Here is a 17310-nt window from a genome sequence, read left to right on the forward strand (position 1 = left end):
AGCGTAATCAAGCAAGCGCTTGGTACGGTCGTGGGGCAAGTCAGCCTGCGGGAGTAAGGCGGCCAAACACAGCGATGGCGAACAAGCAGATGTCCCCTGACGAGGTCGTGGCGCAGTTACGCTCCGGCATGACCATCGGGATCGGCGGCTGGGGGTCGCGGCGCAAGCCCATGGCCCTGATCCGGGCGATCCTGCGCTCCGAGCTCACGGACCTCACCGTGGTCACCTACGGGGGGCCCGACGTCGGCCTCCTGCTGGCCGCGAAGAAGGTCCGGCGCCTGATCTACGGGTTCGTGTCGCTGGACTCGATTCCGCTCGAGCCGCACTTCCGCGCCGCCCGCCAGGCCGGTGCCGTCGAGGTCACCGAGTACGACGAGGGCATGCTGCAGTGGGGGCTCTACGCGGCCGCCTGCCGCCTGCCGTTCCTGCCCACCCGGGTCGGGCTCGGCTCCGACGTGCTCACCGTGAACCCGGATCTGCGCACGGTCGCGTCTCCCTACGACGGTGAAGAACTGCTCGCGGTGCCCGCTTTGCACCTGGACGCCGCGCTCGTGCACCTCAACCGCGCAGATGTGTACGGCAACGCGCAGTACCTGGGCCCCGATCCGTACTTCGACGACCTGTACTGCAAGGCGGCCGACCGCGCGTATGTGTCCGTCGAGCGCATCGTGTCCACCGCCGAGCTGACCGAACGCGCACCCGTGCAGAGCCTGCTGCTGCAGCGCTGGATGGTGCACGGTGTCGTCGAGGCGCCCGGCGGTGCGCACTTCACCTCGTGCGACCCGGACTACGGGCGCGACGAGGCGTTCCAGCGCGAATACGTGGAGGCCGCCGGCGACCCGCAGCGCTGGCCGGCGTTCTACGAGCGCTACCTCAACGGCGAGCAGGCAGAGGCGGTGGCATGACTTCGGTGATGAGCCCGGTGACCCGGGCCGAGATCTGCGTCGTGGCGTGCGCCGACGCGTGGCGGGGCGACGGCGAGATCCTGGCCAGCCCGACCGGGGTGGTGCCGAGCATCGCCAGCCGCCTCGCCCGCGCGACCTTCGCCCCCGACCTGCTCCTCTCCGACGGCGAGGCCCTGCTCGGCCGCGGCACCTGGGCCATCGGCGAGCGCCCGGCCGAGATCGAGGGCTGGATCCCGTTCCGGACCGTGTTCGACCTGCTCTGGACCGGGCACCGGCACGTGATGATGATGCCGAGCCAGATCGACCGCTACGGCAACGCGAACATCTCCGCGATCGGCGACTTCGCCCGCCCGACCCGGCAGCTGCTCGGCGTGCGCGGCGCGCCCGGCAACACCGTCAGCCACCCGACCAGCTACTGGGTGCCCAAGCACGGCCCGCGCTCGTTCGTCGAAGCCGTGGACATGGTCAGCGGCGTCGGCTACGACCGGGTCGCCGCCCTGCCCGCCGCGGCCAAGTACCACGAGCTGCGCCGGGTCGTGAGCAATCTCGGCGTGTTCGACTTCGGCTCCGAGGACCACCGGATGCGCCTCGTGTCGGTACACCCGGGCGTGTCGGTCGCCGAAGTGCGGGACGCCACCGGTTTTGCTCTGGTGGTACCCGCGGAGGTCCCCGAGACCCGCCGCCCGACCGACGACGAGTTGGCCCTGATCCGTGACGTGATCGACCCGAAGGGTGCCCGGAACCGGGAGGTGGCCGCGTGAGCGGTACTGCGCGAAGCGACATGACCGCTCACCGGGTGTGCCGAGTGGATACGCCGGCGTCGGAACTCGCGCCGGCGTCGGAAGTGGCGCCGGCGTCGGAACTCGCGCCGGCGTCGGAAGTGGCGCCGGCGTCGGAACTCGCGCCGGCGTCGGAAGTGGCGCCGGCGTCGGAACTTGCGTCGGCGTCGGAACTCGCGTCGGCGCTGGAACCTGCGCCGGCGCCCGAACTCGCGCCGGCGTCGGAACTTGCGTCGGCGTCGGAACTTGTGCTGGTGATGGCGTGACGCTGCCGGCTTTGCGGACGCCCATTTGCGAGCTGTTCGGGGTGCAGTACCCGATCGTGCAGACGGGCATGGGCTGGGTGTCCGACGCGAAGCTCACCGCGGCGACCGCCAACGCGGGCGGGCTCGGCATCCTGGCCAGCGCCACGCTGTCGTACGACGAACTGGTCACCGCGATCGCCGACATCCGTGCACGGACGGACAAGCCGTTCGGCGTGAATTTGCGCGCGGACGCACCGGACGCCGCCCGCCGCGCGGATCTGCTCATCCGGGAGGAGGTGCGGGTGGCCTCGTTCGCGCTCGCGCCGAAGCCGGAGCTGATCGACAAGCTCAAGACGGCCGGGGTCGTCGTGGTCCCGTCCGTCGGTGCGCGCCGGCACGCCGAGAAGGTCGCGGCCTGGGGTGCCGACGCCGTCGTCGTGCAGGGCGGCGAGGGTGGCGGGCACACCGGCCCGGTCCCGATCTCACTGCTCCTGCCGCAGGTCGTCGACGCCGTCGACATCCCGGTCGTCGCGGCCGGCGGCTACCACGACGGGCGCGGCCTGGTCGCCGCCCTCGCGTACGGTGCGGCCGGCATCGCCATGGGCACCCGGTTCCTGCTCACCACGGACAGTCCGATCGCCGAGGACGTGCAACGCCGTTACCTGGCCGCGTCCGTCACGGACACCGTCGTCACCGACGCGCTCGACGGGGTGCCGCAGCGCGTCCTGCGCACCGGGTTCGTGGACGCGCTCGCGAAGCCGTCCGTTCCCGGGCGCCGATTCGTGCGGGCGTTCGCGAATGCGCGCGCATTTCGTGCGCTGTCCGGACGTTCGTGGTTGTCGCTCGTGCGCGAAGGGCGGGCGATGCGCGGACAGCACGGGCTGCGGTACGACCAGGTCCTGCTCGCGGCGAACACCCCGATGCTCATTCGCAACGCAATGGTCGACGGCCGCCCCGACGCCGGTGTCATGGCCAGCGGGCAGGTGGCCGGCCTGATCGACGACCGGCCCAGCTGCGCGGAGCTGATCGACCGGATCATGGCCGAGGCCGAGGCCGTGTTGAAACGGCTGGCCTGATGCCGGTGTACTCGCTCGAAGGGGTCATCCCGGTCGTCCATCCGCGCGCGTTCGTGCACCCGGCGGCCGTGCTGATCGGCGACGTGCACGTGCACGCGGACTGTTACGTCGGCCCGTTCGCCAGCCTGCGCGGCGACTTCGGCCGTATCGTCATGCTGGAGGGTTCGAACCTGCAGGACTCCTGCGTGTTCCACACGTTTCCAGGCACCGAGGCCGTGCTCGGCCGGGACGGGCACGTCGGGCACGGCGCCATCCTGCACGGCTGCCGCATCGGCGCCGGCGCGCTCATCGGGATGAACGCCGTCGTCATGGACGGGGCGGACGTCGGCGCGGAGGCGTTCGTCGGTGCGCACGCGTTCGTCAAAGCCGGTTTCGTGGTACCGCCGCGAACCCTCGCCGCCGGCTCACCGGCCCGGATCGTGCGCGAGCTGAACGCCCAGGAGCTCGCGTGGAAGGCCAACGGCACGAAGGTGTACCAGGAACTGACCGTTCGCAGCCGCGAAACCATGCGCGAATGTGCACCGCTGGCCGAGGTGGAGCCGAACCGGCCGGCGCTGTCGACCGGGGCCGAGACCTCCGTGCTGCTCGACGTGCACCGGTCTGGTCCGGGCGGGCCGGAAGTACGGTCTGGTGGACCAAGCAAGCGCTTGGTAGAGTGACCGCCATGGTGGACAAACCTCCAGCTCACGGGCTTCTGGCCGGTCGCACGGTCCTCGTCACCGCGGCGGCCGGGACCGGGATCGGGTTCGCGACCGCGCAGCGCTGCATCGAGGAGGGCGCGACCGTCGCCATCAGCGACCGGCACGAGCGCCGGCTCGCCGAGGCGGCCGAGCGGCTGGGCGCGTTTCCGGTGCCGTGCGACGTCACCGACGAAGCGCAGGTCCAGCACCTGTTCGACACCGTCACCGAACGGTTCGGCGGTCTCGACGTCCTCGTCAACAATGCGGGTCTCGGGGGTACTGCGAACGTCGTCGACATGACCGACGAGCAGTGGTCGGCCGTGCTCGACGTGACGCTCACGGGCACGTTCCGGTGCACGCGCGCGGCGCTGCGGCACATGATGCCCCGCGGCCGCGGTGTCATCGTGAACAACTCCTCCGTCATCGGCTGGCGGGCGCAGGAGGGCCAGGCGCACTACGCGGCGGCCAAGGCCGGGGTCATGGCCCTGACCCGGGTCTCCGCCGTCGAGGCGGCCAAGGCCGGGGTCCGCGTCAACGCGGTCGCGCCGAGTCTGGCCATGCACCCGCACCTGGCCAAGGTCACCACCGATGCGCTGCTGGCCGAGCTGGCCCAGCGCGAGGCCTTCGGCCGCCCGGCCGAACCGTGGGAGGTGGCGAACGTGATCGTCTTCCTCGCCAGCGACTACAGCAGTTACATGACCGGCGAGGTCGTCTCGGTCAGCAGTCAGCATCCATAGCCGCCGCCGGCCGACCGCGTCTCCACCGACGAGGCCCGTGTCGCCTTACTGCTAGGGGGTATCCGCATGGTCGACGACAGCGCCGCCGGCATCACCGGCGAGCCGTTCTCCCTCGACGTCGAACGCGGCAAGATCCGCGAGTTCGCCCGGGCCATGCACTCGGTGAACCCGGCCTACCTGGACGCGGACACGCCGGTGATCCCGCCGACGTTCCTCACCACCGCCTTCTTCTGGCAGCAGGGCAAGGCCGACCCGTGGCTGGAGGTGGCCATGGACCAGCACAAGGGGCTGCACGCCGAGCAGGAGTACGTGTTCCACGGGCCGCCGCCAAGGGCCGGGGACCGGCTCACCGGCGTGTCGCGGATCGAGTCCGTCACCCGCAAGGAAGGGCGCTCCGGCCCACTGGCGTTCGCCGTCATGGTGACCGAGTTCCGCGACGAGACGGGCCGGCTGGTCGCCACCGCGAAGCTCACGGGGGTCGAGACCGCATGAGCGTCTCGGATCGAAGCGGCGGGACCGCGCTCGTCGTCGGGCCCCTGACGCGGACGGACCTGGTGCGGTACCAGGGAGCGTCCGGAGATTTTCAACCGATCCACCACGACGAGGGCTTCGCCCGCGAGGCCGGGCTGCCGGCGCCGTTGTCGCTCGGCATGCTGCAGGCCGGGTTCCTGGCCACCTGGGCGACCGACCGGTTCGGCGCGGAGAACATTCGCGCATTCCGTGTCCGCTTCGCCGCCCGAGTGTTTCCCGGCGACACGCTCACCTGCGACGGCACGATCACGGGCGCACGCACGAACGAACACGGTGAACATGTGCAGGACGTCGAGATGACCTGCACGAAACAGGACGGCACGGTCGCCGTGCACGGCTGGGCGACGTTCACTACTTCGGATGAGGCAGCATGATCCAGTCCACTGTGGATGACCGCGGCGTCGCCGAGATCGTCATGGACAATCCGCCCGTCAACGCGCTGCCGGTCAAGGGTTGGTTCGACCTGGCCGCGGCCCTCGATGCGGCCGGCGCCGACCCGGGGGTACGGGCGGTCGTGCTGCGGGCCGAGGGCCGCGGGTTCAACGCCGGGGTCGACATCAAGGAGCTGCAGGCGGCCCGCGACCACAGCGCGCTCGTCGGTGTCAACCGGGGCTGCGCGGCCGCGTTCACCGCTGTGTACGACTGCCCGGTACCCGTCATCGTGGCCGTGCATGGGTTCTGCCTCGGCGGTGGGATCGGCCTGTGCGGCAACGCCGACATCATCGTCGCGAGCGACGACGCGACGTTCGGGCTGCCGGAGGTCGACCGGGGCGCACTGGGCGCGGCGACCCACCTGTCGCGGCTGGTGCCGCAGCACAAGATGCGGGCCATGATGTACACCTCCGCCACCGCGACCGCCGCCGAGCTGCACGCGTTCGGCTCGGTCCTGCGCGTCGTACCCCGTGCCGAGCTCCGGGGGGCCGCGCTGGAGGTGGCGCACGGCATCGCGGCCAAGGACCCGAACGTCATCCGGGCCGCGAAGGAGTCGCTCAACGGCATCGACCCGTGGGATCCGAAGCGCAGCTACCGCTACGAGCAGGGCTTCACCTTCGAGCTCAACCTCACCGGCGTCGCCGACAAGGTTCGCGACGAGTTCGGCCAGCCGCCGACGTCGACATGACTGCATCGACGTGATTATGCGGACTGACTTGATTGCGCTGACTTTGGTCGACGTTGACGAAAATCAACGTCGGTGCGGGCGGACGGCGGGCGGACTGCGAGCGGCGTGCGGGCGGATTTGCGAGGTCCGCTACGAGATCGGCCGCCCGCGGATGTCGACATGACTGCATCGACGTGATTATGCGGACTGACTTGATTGCGCTGACTTTGGTCGACGTTGACGAAAATCAACGTCGGGGCGGTTGGCGGGCGGACTTGATCGGCTGCTTCGAAGGGCTGGAGTTGCGTTGACTGGGGTTGACCTGGCGGACACGGCGGCCGAGGCGGCGTTCCGGGGTGAGGCGCGGGCGTGGCTGCGGGCGAATGTGCCGGGCGAGCCGTTGCCGTCCGGGGACACCCGGGCGGGGTTCGCCGCGCATCTCGAGTGGGAGCGGCGGCTGTTCGACGCGCGGTGGGCGGTGGTGTCGTGGCCGGTCGCCTACGGGGGGCGGGACGCCTCGCTGTGGGAGTGGCTGGTCTTCGAGGAGGAGTACTACGCGGCCGGGGCGCCGCAGCGGGTCACCCAGAACGGGATCTTTCTGCTCGCGCCGACGCTGTTCGAGTTCGGCACCGACGAGCAGCGCGACACCCTGCTGCCGCGGATGGCGGCGGCCCAGGATCTCTGGTGCCAGGGGTGGTCGGAGCCCGGGGCCGGGAGTGACCTGGCCGGGATCGCCAGCCGGGCCGTGCGCGTCGACGGTGGGTGGCGGCTGTCCGGGCAGAAGACGTGGACGACCCGGGGTGCGTTCTGCACGCATCTCTTTGGGCTGTTCCGGACGGATCCGGACGCCGAACGACACCGTGGGCTGACCTATTTTCTGGTGCCGCTGTCCGCCGACGGCGTGACCGTGCGCGGGTTTGGTCGCCTCGACGGTGACGAGGGGTTCGCGGAGGTGTTCTTCGACGACGTGTACGTGCCGGACTCGGCCGTGCTCGGCGCCGTACACCAGGGATGGAAAGTGGCGATGGCGACGACCGGCTCCGAGCGCGGGCTCACGCTGCGCTCGCCGGGGCGGTTCCTGCACGCCGCCGAGCGGCTCATCGCCCTCGCGGTCGCGCACAAGGACCGGCTGCGGCCGGCGACCCGGGAGCGGGTCGTGCGCGCGTGGCTGCGCGCTCGGGCCTACCGGCACTTCACGCTGCAGCAGGTGACCGGGCTGATCGAGGGGCGTCCGCCGGGTGCGCGTTCGAGCCTGAACAAGCTGTACTGGTCACAGCTGGACATTGACCTGCACGAGGTCGCGCTCGAACTGCTCGGCGCCGGCGCGCTGCTCGACGGTCCGTGGACGAAGGGGTACCAGTTCTCGTTGTCCGGCCCGATCTACGCGGGAACGAACGAGATCCAGCGCAACATCGTGGCCGAGCGTGTGCTCGGCCTGCCGCGGTAGGGAGCTGTCATGCGATTCGCGCACACGGACGAGCAGCTCGCGCTCGTCGACGCCGTCCGCGCGCCCCTGGCCGCCGGTGACTGGAACGCCCTCGCGGAGATGGGCGTGTTCGCCGCCTTCAAAGAGCTCGATCTCGCGGAGACCGACCTCGTCGGGGTGCTGGAGGCGGCCGGGTACGCGGCGATCGCCGAACCGTTCTCCGCCACGGCGTTCGTGGCCGGGCCGCTGCTGGCCGCCATCGGCGACGCGCGCGGCTGGGACGGCTCGCGCATCGCGCTCGCCGGGCCGGACGGACTCACACCGTTCGGGGCGAACGCCGACTGGATCCTGCACCTGGATGCGCGGACCGCACGCCTGGGTGCGGCGGCCGGTGCGCCGGTGTCCGCCGTGGACGGTTCGCTCAACGCCGTGTACTCGACGGGGGCAGAAGTGCTCACCGACGACATCGCACTTGTGCGGACCGCGCACCTGCGGGCCGGGATCGCCCTGGCCGCCGAGCTCGTCGGGCTCGGGCGGCGGATGCTCGACCTGACCGTCGGCTACGTCAAGCAGCGCCACCAGTTCGGGGTGCCCGTCGGCAGCTTCCAGGCGGTCAAGCACCAGCTCGCCGACGCGCTGCTCGGCCTCGAGTTCGCCGCGCCCGAGGTCCTCGCGGCGGCTTGGGCGGTCCAGCACGAATTCGACGCCGGGCGCGGTGAGCGTGGCGTGCACGTCGAGGGCGCTGAGCGTGGCGTGCACGTCGAGGGCGCTGAGCGTGTCTCGGACGCTGGGAGCGGCTTGGGTGGCGTGGACGGTGAGCGTAGTGAGCGTGGCGTGCACGTCGCGCATGGTGAGCGTGGCGTGCACGTCGAGCATGGTCTGCTGCACGTCGAGCATGGTGAGCGTGGCGTGGACGTCGAGCGCGGTGAGCGTGGCGAGCGTGGCTTGGACGCTGGGGGCGGCTTGCGTGGTGTGGACGCTGAGCAGGCTGTGGATGCTGCTGTCGTTTTGGCCGCCGAGGCTTGCCACGGGGCTGGGCGGGCGGCGGTGCAGTGCCATGGGGCGATCGGTTACACGGTGGAGTACGAGCTGCACCGGTACCTCAAACGCGGCTGGGCCCTCGAAGCGCTCGCCGAGACCGGGCGCCGGATTGACCGGCTTGCCGTATCCCTCGACCTTCCGGGAGGCCGTCCATGAGCGACGACGATGTTGTTCTGTATCGCACCGAAGGGCCGGTCGCGGTCGTCACCATGCATCGGCCGCAGTACCGAAACGCGCAGAACTCGGCCATGACTTACGCCCTCGACGACGCGTTCTACCGTGCCGCCGCCGACGACGACGTGAAGGTGATCGTCCTGGCCGGCTCCGGTGAGCACTTCTCGGCCGGCCACGACATCGGCACCCCCGGCCGGGACATCGACCAGAGCTTCGACCGCCGGGCCGGCCTGTGGTGGGATCATGTCGGTAAGAACGGCGCGGAGAGCCGCTACGCGCGCGAGTCCGAGGTGTACCTCGGGATGTGCCGGCGGTGGCGGGAGCTGCCGAAACCCACGATCGCCATGGTCCAGGGCGCCTGCATCGCCGGTGGGCTGATGCTCGCCTGGTGCTGCGACCTGGTCATCGCGGCCGACAACGCGTTCTTCGCCGACCCCGTCGTGCGGATGGGCATCCCGGGCGTGGAGTACTTCGCGCATCCGTGGGTCATGGGTCCCCGGTACGCGAAGGAGTTCCTGTTCCTCGGTGAGCGGGTCGCGGCCGACCGGGCCCTGGCGCTGGGCATGGTGAACCGGGTCGTGCCCCGCGACGAGCTGGAAACGTCCACCATGGACATCGCGACCCGGATCGCGGCCATGCCCCGGCTCGGACTGGCGCTGACGAAGAAGGCGGTGAACCAGGCCGAGGACCTCATGGGGCTGCGGGCCGGGATGGACTCCGTGTTCGGCCTGCACCATGTCGCGCACGCGCACAATGCGGAGGTCGGTCAGGATTCGCTCGGCGGACACGATGCGCGTTCGATGCGCGATCGCTCATCATGAGGTACGCCGGGAGTGTCGCCCTGGTCACGGGCGCGGCCTCGGGCATCGGCGCCGCCACCGTCCGCCGCCTGCGGCGTGAAGGGGCCCGGGTCGCGGCGCTCGACCTGGCCGCGATCGACGAGTCCGCCGACGATCTGCTGCCGCTGCGCTGCGATGTGCGCGACGAGACCGCGGTCGCGGAGGCGGTGGGGGCGGCCGCGGCGTGGGGCGGCCGCCTCGACCTGGTCGCGAACGTGGCCGGCGTCGCCTCCTATCAGCACACGTCCGATGTGGAGCTGGCCGAGTGGGACCGCATCATCGGCATCAATCTGACCGGTACGTTCCTGGTGTCCCGGGCCGCGTTGCCGTTCCTCGTCGCCGCCCGCGGTGCGATCGTGAACGTGGCCTCACTGGCCGGGGTGCGGGGATGGCGGTACAGCGCCGCGTACTCGGCCGCGAAGGGCGGAGTCGTCGCGCTGACCCGGTCCCTGGCGGTGGAGCTCGCTCCGGACGGTGTGCGGGTGACGTGCGTGTGCCCCGGTTCTGTGGACACGCCGTTGCGGTCCGGGCTCAAGGCTGTACCACATCCGCATCCGCGTCTTGAGGGAATCGGTGGTGCGCTCGTCGATCCGCCCGTCGCGGACCCCGCCGAGGTGGCGGCCGCGATCGCTTATCTGGGGTCGGCCGAGGCGCGGTTCGCGACCGGAGCGGTGCTACGACTCGATGGGGGAGCGGGTGTCTGACCGGACGATCGCCGAGTATGTCGCCGCGCACGACCCGGCGGCGGTGGCGTTCTACGCGCCGGAGGGGGCGTGGACGTGGGGGGAGTACGACGAGCTGTCCTCCCGGCTCGCACAGTCCTATGTGGACTATGGGTTCGTCGCGGGGGACCGGCTGGCCGTTCTGCTGACCGGGGGCGCGCTGACTCACATCGCCTACCTCGCCGCGCAGAAGGCCGGCCTCGTCACCGTCGGCATCGGGCCCCGGGCCGGCGACGCGGAGATCACCCATCTGCTGCGGAAGACGGGCGCGGCCCTGGCCACCCGCGAGTCGCACCGGGGCCGACCGGGTGCCGAGATCGCGGCCCGCTGCGGTGCTCCGCGGCACGTGGTGCTCGATCTGGACCGGCTGCCGGCGTCGCGATGGTCCGGGCCGGGGGTGGGGCCGGACGACGTGTTCTTCCTCAACTCGACCTCGGGCACGACCGGGCTGCCGAAGGTCGTGCGCCAGACGCTGAACAACCGCAAGTACTTCGGGCCGCTCGCCCACGCCGCGGCTCGTATGGGCCCGAACGAGGTGTTCGCCAGCGTGCTGCCGGCGCCGTACGGGTTCGGGCTGTGGAGCGCGCACGTGGTGCCCGCGATGTACGGCTACCCGACCGTCCTCACCGCCGAGTTCGACGCGGCCGAGACGCTGCGGCTGATCGAACTGCACCGGGTGAGCGTGCTGTGCGCGGTGACGGCTCAGTTCATCATGTTGCTCAACAGCCCGGCGTTCGCGACGGCCGACCTGTCGTCGCTGCGCGTTATGTTCACCGGCGGTGAGCGAGTACCTCTGGCCCGTGCGCGCGAGTTCGAGGAGCGCACCGGCTGCGCGGTTTTGCAGTTTTACGGCTCCAACGAGGCCGGCCCGATCTCGGTGACCACCGTCGACGACCCGGTCGAGCGCCGCCTGACCACCGCCGGCCGTCCGATCCCGCGGATGCGGCTGCGGCTGTCCGCCGAGGGGCAGATCTCCGTCAACGGCCCTGGCTGCACGCCCGGGTACCTCGACGACGAGGCCGCCAACGCGGCGCTCTTCCGCCCCGACGGCTGGCTGCTCACCGGCGACATCGGGGCGGTGGACGCCGAGGGCTACCTGTCGATCACGGGCCGTATCGCCGACTTCATCATCCGCGGCGGCCACAACGTCAGCGCCCTCGTCGTCGAGGAGGCCGTCGCCGGCCACCCCGCGGTCGCCGCCGTCGCGGTCGTCGCGGCCCCCGACCCCGTGCTGGGTGAGCGAGCCTGCGCGTATGTGGTCACCCGGGCCGCGCTCACCCTGGACGATCTGCGTGCGCATCTGGACAAAGGCGGCGTGAGCAAACAGAACTGGCCTGAGCACCTTGTCGAACTGCCCGTGCTGCCGCTGAGCACCGGCGGCAAAGTGGACAAGGCGGCCCTGCGCGCCGACGCCGCCCGGCGTTTCGGATCTGGCTGAACGGCTGGCGGGTTTGTTCATGCTGCTCGTGGCGGTGCTGGGCGTGGGCGGCGAAGTGGACAGGGCGGTACTGCGCGGCGGCGCCGCGGTGTTTCGGATTCGGCTGGCGGTTTGGTTCACGCCGCTCGTGCTGCGGCTGGGCGCGGGTGGCGAAGTGGACAGGGCGGTCCTGCGCGGCGGCGCCGCGCGGTGTTTCGGATTCGGCTGGCGGTTTGGTTCACGCTGCTCGTGCTGCGGCTGGGCGCGGGTGGCGAAGTGGACAGGGCGGTCCTGCGTGACGGCGTCGTCCGGCGTTTCGGATCCGGCTGAGCGGCTGGCAGTATTGATCACGACGCCTGGGAGAGGAACCCGCTATGAACGTCGGCGACGTGGTCGAGGACTTCGAGCTGCCCGATGAGACCGGAACTCCGCGTAAGCTCAGCACGCTGCTGGAGGGCGGGCCGGTCGTGCTGTTCTTCTACCCGGCCGCGATGACCGCCGGCTGCACCAAGGAGGCCTGCCACTTCCGGGACATGGCCGGTGAGCTGCGCGCGGCCGGGGGGCAGCCGGTCGGGATCAGCGGCGACGAGGTCGAGAAGCAGGCCGAGTTCGCGAGCAAGCACAGCCTGGGCTACCCGCTGCTGGCCGACACCGCCGGCGCGGTCCGGGAGCAGTTCGGGGTCAAGGGCGGGTTCGGCGGGCTCACCCCGACCAAGCGCACCACGTTCGTCATCGACACCGACCGGCGCGTCCTGGCCGTGGTGAAGAGCGAGATCCGGATGGACGTGCACGCGGACAAGGCGCTCGTGGCGCTCAGGGGCCGGACCGCGCCGTAGCGCGGTGGTCGCGCGAACGTGCGCGTCGCGTTGCGTCGTGTGCGTTGCGTCGTGTCGGGTCGCGTTGTGCGCGTCGCGTTGCGTCGCCTCGCGTTGCGTCGGGTCGCGTTGTGCGCGTCGCGTCGCGTCGCCTCGCGTTGCGTCGCCTCGCGTTGCGTCGGGTCGCGTTGTGCGCGTCGCGTCGTGTCGGGTCGCGTTGCGTCGTGTCGGTTCGCGTTGTGCGCGTCGCGTCGGGTTGCGTCGGGTTGCGTCGCGTCGGGTCGCGTTCAGTCGTCAGGAGCCGGGCGGGCGCCGCGGTGGCGTTTGCGCGAACGTGCGTGTCGTGTCGTGCGCGTCGCGCTCGGCCGCCGGACGGCAGTTGTCAGGGGTCGGGCGGTGCCCTCGCAGTGGCGCGAAGGTGCTCGTTTATCGTGCTCAGGAACCCGACGGCGCCGTGGTGGCGGTTGGGCGCAGGCGGGCGCGTAGCTGGGACTTGGCGACCTTGCCGCCGGAGCCGCGTGGCAGGTCCTGGACGATTTCGAGGCGCTCCGGCCAGTTTTCCCGGGACACGCCGCGGCTGTCCAGGTGCGCACGGAGGGTGTCCAGGTCGAGCGACGCGGACTCGCGCAGTACGACGAACGCGCATACTCGCTCACCGAACGTGGCGTCGGGCACGGCTACGGCTGCCACCATCGCCACCGCGGGATGGGTGCCGACCTGGTCCTCGACGGCGGCGGCGCTGATGTTCTTGCCGCCGCGGATGATGAAGTCCGACTTGCGGTCGACGACCCGCAGGTAGCCGTCCTCGTCGATCGTGCAGATGTCGCCGGTGAGCATCCAGCCGTCCGCGGTGAACAGCTTCGTGTTGGCCTCGGGGTCGGCGAAGTAGCCGAGGCACGTCGCCGGGCCCGCGCACGCCGCCTGGCCCGGGCCGCCCGCGGCGGTCACGTCCGTGCCGTCCTCCGCGAACAGCCGGACCCGCATCTCGTCGATGACCTTCCCGGCGGTGCGCAGCCGCTGATCGACCGTGTCGGTGACGGACGTGCGCGACAGCGCGCCGGTCTCGTTGGAGCCGAAGAACTGCAGGACCCGCGCACCGGTGCGCCGCTCGAACTCCGCCGCCCGCTCGAACGGTACGGCCTCGCCGCCGGTGAACATGCAGCGCAGTGACGACAGGTCGACCTGGTCGAGGACCGGCGAGTTGAGCATCATGATGAACTGCGTGCTCACACAGCACACGACGGTCACTCGCTCGCGTTCGATCAGCCGCAGGGCCTCGTCGGCGGTGAACCTCGGCATGACGACCGTCGGCGCGCCGAGCAGCGTCGGGGTGAAGTTGGCGGTCCATTGCGCGAATCCGTACGGGGCCGGGATGAGCGTCAGGAACACCTCGTCGGTGCGCAGGTCGCCGCACTCGACTGCGAGCTCGTGGTAGTAGAACCAGCGGTTCTGGTTGTGCACGACGCACTTCGGCATGCCGGTCGTGCCGGATGTCGAGTTGAGCAGGTGGATGTCGCCGAGGCCGAGCTGCCGGCCGGCCAGATCGCCTTCGGGTGCCGTCTTCCGCAGGCCTTCCGGACCGAGGACGATGTGCGTGTCGATGCCGAGGCCGTCGACGAGGCCGGCGACCGGCTCGCCGCGGTGCTCCTCCAGGCTTACCAGGGCCGTCGCGCCGCCCACCGTGAGCAGGTGGCGGACCTCGAGACGGGCCGCGCGGGGGCCGATCGCGACCACGACCACGCCGGCCTTCATCGCGGCCAGGTAGACGACGTGCACCTCGACACCGTCCGGCAGCAGTACGCCGACTCGCGCACCCTTCGGCAGTCCGGCGCGCGCGAGTGTGTGCGCGAACGTGCTCGACCATGCGTCGAACTCGCGCCACGTCATCCGGTCGGTGCCGGAGATGAACGCGAGGCCGTCCGGGTTCGCGCGTGCGTGGCGGCGCACCACGTCCGGCAGTGTCTCCTCGCCCCACCGTCCGACATCGGCGAGCCGATCCACGACATATCGTTCGTGAACGCTGTCGGCCGCCGGAGCCGTACCGGGTGGGAAGTGCACGAGCCGACCCCTCTCGCATCTACCAAACAAGCGCTTGGTTGTGCCATTCTGTGTCGGTCGGAGAGACGGTGTCAAGGCGGGAGCGTGCGCATGGACGACATCTGGCAGGCACCGATCGGCGAGCCTTTGGAACTGGCGGTGACGGCGGGGCTGCCACCTGTACCACTGCCGGATCAATGTCATGTCGAACAGCTCATTTGGCACGGGGATGCGCTCACCGGCGAACTGCGCGCGCACGTGGCCGCCCGAAGCGCGGACACGGTCACCGTGCGCATAGCGAACAGTGCGCGAATCGTCGCGGACGTGCGCATCCGGCGCGGGCCGGTGCGCACTGCGCGAACGCACACACTCCTGCGCCGGGAGCCGGAGCTCGGCACGGCGCTGACCCGGCTGTTTCCGGTCACGAAGGACGTGACCACCGACCACGTCCCGGACGCCGACCCGGTGCTGAGCACACCGTCCATCATCGCGTTCATGGAGGACACGGCGGCCGACATCCTGCGGGCCGTGTTCGCCCCCGGCACCGCGTCGCTCGGCACGTGGATCGGGGTGCGGCACAGCGGCCCCGCCTACATCGGGCAGACGGTGACGGTGACGGCTGTGCTCGCCGATGTGCGCGGACGTCGCTATCTGTTCGACGTGCGCGCGACCGTCGACGGCCGCGACGCCGGTGACGGTCAGGTCGCGCAGACGCTTGTCGGGTCGGTCTGAACGCCATCGGACACGGGGTCAGGTTGTGCAGACGCTTGTCGGAGCGGTCTGAACGCCATCGGACACGGGGTCAGGTTGTGCAGACGCTTGTCGGGCCGGTCTGAACGCCATTGGACATGGAGTCGTGCTGGGCAACCGTGGCCTGATCAGCACGCGGCGAAATCTCGGCGGGGCGCTGCTCGACTCGGGCGGACCGTAGGATGCCCGGGTGACGATCGGACTTGATGCCGTGCGCACGGCGCTGCTCGACGCGTGCCCGGGTGTGCAGGTCGGCGACATCCGGCCGCTGGAGGCCGGGTACACCAGCCGCCAGTGGGTCGCGGACACCGACGAGGGCCAGCTGCTGGCCAAGCGCCCGGTGCGCAACCCCGACCCCGAGCACATGCGCCGCCTCATCGCCGCGACCCGCCGCGCCGCCGACGCGGCCGTGCCCGTCGTGCGCTTCCGGGCCTTCCAGCCGCATTCCGCGGTGCTCGGCGGCCCGCTGCTGGTCCAGGAGTTCCAGGCCGGCACCCCCGCCGACGCGCTCTGGGACGGCCTCGACGACGCGGCGCGAAGGGCCTTCTCGGCCGAGCTCGGCAGCATCGTCGCCCGTATCCATACCAGTTACGGGCCCTGGTTCGGTGACGTCCTCGGCCGCGAGACCTGGGACGACGTGCGGTCGTACCTGCACGCCCGGGTCGACAATCAGGTCGCGAAGGCCCGGACGTTGCTCCCCGCCGGCGCGGTCGACCGGGCGGCGCAGGCGCTGCACAACGTGATCGACCTGGTGGTGCCGGTGGACGAGTACCCGACGCTGCTGCACGGCGACCTGTGGCTGCCCAACATCCTGCTCCGCGACGGCCACATCCGGTGCGTCCTGGACTTCGAGCACGCCCGCTGGGGAGACCGGTTCATGGACTTCGCCAAGCTGTACGAGCACATCTTCGACGGCTACCCGGACGGTGTGGTGCCGTTTTTGGAGGCGTACGACATGCAGGCCGGGCTGCCGCACGACTGGGAGGCCCGGGTCCGGTTCGGCAAAGCGCTGCACTCGCTGACGACGGCCGTCTATTTCGCGAAGTGGAACCCGGAGTATGTGCCGCAGTACCTCGGCGAGCTCGAGACCTGGCTGGCCACGCCGAACTGATCAGGGCACGAGCACGAGCCGGCCGCGCATCCCGCCGGCCTCGAGGCGTTGGTGGGCCGCGGTGACTTCGGTGAGGGGTAGCGTTCCGGCTACCCGCGGCGTCAGGCCCAGCCTGGCCAGGGTGGCCAGACGCGGTCCGTCGGCCCGGATCCACACAGAGGCGACCCGGATGCCGCGCAGTGGCGGGGGTGTGGCGCCGAGGACGCCGACGTACGCGCCGCCGCCGCGGACCGCGTCGAGGGCGCGTACACCGAGATTCGCCGCGTCGAGGGCGGCGTCGACGCCACCGGGGACGGCCGCGCGCACGGCTGCGGCCAGGTCGGTGCCGCGCGGCACGATCACGTCGGCGCCCAGGCTGCGGACCAGGTCGGCGTCGCGATTGGCGGCGGCGGTGACGACCCGGACGCCGGCCCGGGCCGCGAGCTCGACCGCGTAGCCGCCGACCGCGCCCGTCGCGCCGGTCACCAGCAGCGTTTGGCCGGCCGCGACCGGCACGAGGTCCAGGGCCTGCGCGGCGGTGAGGGCGTTGAGCGGCAGCGTCGCGGCTGAGACCAGGTCGGTGTCTGAGGGCAGGGCGGCGAGCGCCGTAGCATCCAGTACCGAAAAATCTGCTTGTGTCTTTGCCGGAAGGCCTGGGCGGTCGCACAAACCGATCACCTGGTCGCCGGCGGCGAAACCGGACACGCCCGGACCGAGGGCGTCGATCGTGCCGGAGACGTCCCAGCCGAGACCGATTGCCGGGCGGGGAGCCAGGATGCCGGCGCCGGTGAGCGCGCCTGTGCGAGTCTGCACGTCGACCGGGTTGACCGCGGCGGCGGCGACCCGGACGCGGACCTGGCCCGGGCCGGGCTCCGGGATCGCGATCTCGGCCAGTTCGAGCACTTCGGGGCCGCCGAAGCGGCGGATGATCACTGCACGCATGCGGC

19 protein-coding genes are annotated in these 17310 nt (G+C 71.1%); 17 read left to right on the forward strand and 2 right to left on the reverse strand.

What is annotated here, in order from left to right:
• Positions 1–74 precede the first annotated feature (74 nt).
• The 15 genes from ACIA8L_RS42465 (at position 75) to ACIA8L_RS42535 (ending at position 12507) form a co-directional block, all read left to right on the forward strand.
• On the forward strand, positions 75–905 hold the full coding sequence (locus ACIA8L_RS42465) for a CoA transferase subunit A (protein WP_395913723.1): 831 nt from the start codon (positions 75–77) through the stop codon (positions 903–905).
• A gap of 8 nt (positions 906–913) precedes the next feature.
• Positions 914–1666, forward strand: coding sequence for a CoA-transferase subunit beta (locus tag ACIA8L_RS42470; RefSeq protein ID WP_395913870.1), 753 nt, complete (start codon positions 914–916; stop codon positions 1664–1666).
• Positions 1663–1950 carry a hypothetical protein gene (locus ACIA8L_RS42475; RefSeq protein ID WP_395913725.1) on the forward strand — a complete coding sequence of 96 codons (288 nt, stop codon included), beginning with the start codon at positions 1663–1665 and terminating at the stop codon, positions 1948–1950. The genes ACIA8L_RS42470 and ACIA8L_RS42475 overlap by 4 nt, the downstream gene beginning before the upstream one ends.
• Positions 1951–1952: 2 nt before the next feature.
• Positions 1953–3005: an NAD(P)H-dependent flavin oxidoreductase gene (locus ACIA8L_RS42480; protein ID WP_395913872.1), complete on the forward strand. Its 1053-nt coding sequence runs from the start codon at positions 1953–1955 to the stop codon at positions 3003–3005.
• The gene (locus tag ACIA8L_RS42485; protein ID WP_395913727.1) at positions 3005–3664 is read left to right on the forward strand and encodes a gamma carbonic anhydrase family protein; all 660 of its coding nucleotides are present in this window, start codon (positions 3005–3007) and stop codon (positions 3662–3664) included. The genes ACIA8L_RS42480 and ACIA8L_RS42485 overlap by 1 nt, the downstream gene beginning before the upstream one ends.
• Positions 3665–3669: 5 nt before the next feature.
• Positions 3670–4422, forward strand: coding sequence for an SDR family oxidoreductase (locus ACIA8L_RS42490; protein ID WP_395913729.1), 753 nt, complete (start codon positions 3670–3672; stop codon positions 4420–4422).
• A 66-nt stretch (positions 4423–4488) separates the two neighbouring features.
• Positions 4489–4914, forward strand: a complete 426-nt coding sequence (locus tag ACIA8L_RS42495) for a MaoC family dehydratase N-terminal domain-containing protein (protein ID WP_395913731.1) — start codon at positions 4489–4491, stop codon at positions 4912–4914.
• On the forward strand, positions 4911–5327 hold the full coding sequence (locus tag ACIA8L_RS42500) for a MaoC family dehydratase (RefSeq protein WP_395913733.1): 417 nt from the start codon (positions 4911–4913) through the stop codon (positions 5325–5327). Before ACIA8L_RS42495 ends, ACIA8L_RS42500 begins: the two co-directional genes overlap by 4 nt.
• Positions 5324–6073 (forward strand): enoyl-CoA hydratase family protein, encoded by a 750-nt coding sequence (locus tag ACIA8L_RS42505; RefSeq protein WP_395913735.1) that lies wholly within the window; start codon positions 5324–5326, stop codon positions 6071–6073. Before ACIA8L_RS42500 ends, ACIA8L_RS42505 begins: the two co-directional genes overlap by 4 nt.
• Positions 6074–6359: 286 nt before the next feature.
• On the forward strand, positions 6360–7499 hold the full coding sequence (locus ACIA8L_RS42510; protein WP_395913737.1) for an acyl-CoA dehydrogenase family protein: 1140 nt from the start codon (positions 6360–6362) through the stop codon (positions 7497–7499).
• Between the two features lie 9 nt (positions 7500–7508).
• Entirely contained in the window at positions 7509–8675 is a 1167-nt protein-coding gene (locus tag ACIA8L_RS42515) for an acyl-CoA dehydrogenase family protein (RefSeq protein WP_395913738.1), read from the forward strand.
• Positions 8672–9514 (forward strand): enoyl-CoA hydratase, encoded by an 843-nt coding sequence (locus ACIA8L_RS42520; RefSeq protein ID WP_395913740.1) that lies wholly within the window; start codon positions 8672–8674, stop codon positions 9512–9514. The genes ACIA8L_RS42515 and ACIA8L_RS42520 overlap by 4 nt, the downstream gene beginning before the upstream one ends.
• Entirely contained in the window at positions 9511–10236 is a 726-nt protein-coding gene (locus ACIA8L_RS42525; RefSeq protein WP_395913741.1) for an SDR family NAD(P)-dependent oxidoreductase, read from the forward strand. Before ACIA8L_RS42520 ends, ACIA8L_RS42525 begins: the two co-directional genes overlap by 4 nt.
• Positions 10229–11692, forward strand: coding sequence for a class I adenylate-forming enzyme family protein (locus ACIA8L_RS42530; RefSeq protein WP_395913743.1), 1464 nt, complete (start codon positions 10229–10231; stop codon positions 11690–11692). The genes ACIA8L_RS42525 and ACIA8L_RS42530 overlap by 8 nt, the downstream gene beginning before the upstream one ends.
• A 353-nt stretch (positions 11693–12045) precedes the next feature.
• Positions 12046–12507, forward strand: coding sequence for a peroxiredoxin (locus ACIA8L_RS42535; protein WP_395913745.1), 462 nt, complete (start codon positions 12046–12048; stop codon positions 12505–12507).
• A gap of 414 nt (positions 12508–12921) precedes the next feature.
• On the opposite strand, the gene ACIA8L_RS42540 is transcribed toward ACIA8L_RS42535, so the two are convergent.
• Positions 12922–14487, reverse strand: a complete 1566-nt coding sequence (locus tag ACIA8L_RS42540) for a class I adenylate-forming enzyme family protein (protein ID WP_395913747.1) — start codon at positions 14485–14487, stop codon at positions 12922–12924.
• 147 nt (positions 14488–14634) lie between these two features.
• On the opposite strand from ACIA8L_RS42540, the gene ACIA8L_RS42545 reads away from it, so the two are divergent.
• Together ACIA8L_RS42545 and ACIA8L_RS42550 are read left to right on the forward strand one after the other, a co-directional pair.
• On the forward strand, positions 14635–15255 hold the full coding sequence (locus tag ACIA8L_RS42545; protein WP_395913749.1) for a thioesterase family protein: 621 nt from the start codon (positions 14635–14637) through the stop codon (positions 15253–15255).
• 208 nt (positions 15256–15463) lie between these two features.
• Positions 15464–16384: a phosphotransferase family protein gene (locus ACIA8L_RS42550; protein ID WP_395913751.1), complete on the forward strand. Its 921-nt coding sequence runs from the start codon at positions 15464–15466 to the stop codon at positions 16382–16384.
• On the opposite strand, the gene ACIA8L_RS42555 is transcribed toward ACIA8L_RS42550, so the two are convergent.
• Positions 16385–17305, reverse strand: coding sequence for an NADP-dependent oxidoreductase (locus ACIA8L_RS42555; protein ID WP_395913752.1), 921 nt, complete (start codon positions 17303–17305; stop codon positions 16385–16387).
• Between the last annotated feature and the right edge of the window lie 5 nt (positions 17306–17310).

Origin of the sequence: Dactylosporangium sp. NPDC051541 (genome assembly GCF_044454505.1) — a bacterium.
In the GTDB taxonomy this organism is placed as follows: Bacteria; Actinomycetota; Actinomycetes; order Mycobacteriales; family Micromonosporaceae; genus Dactylosporangium.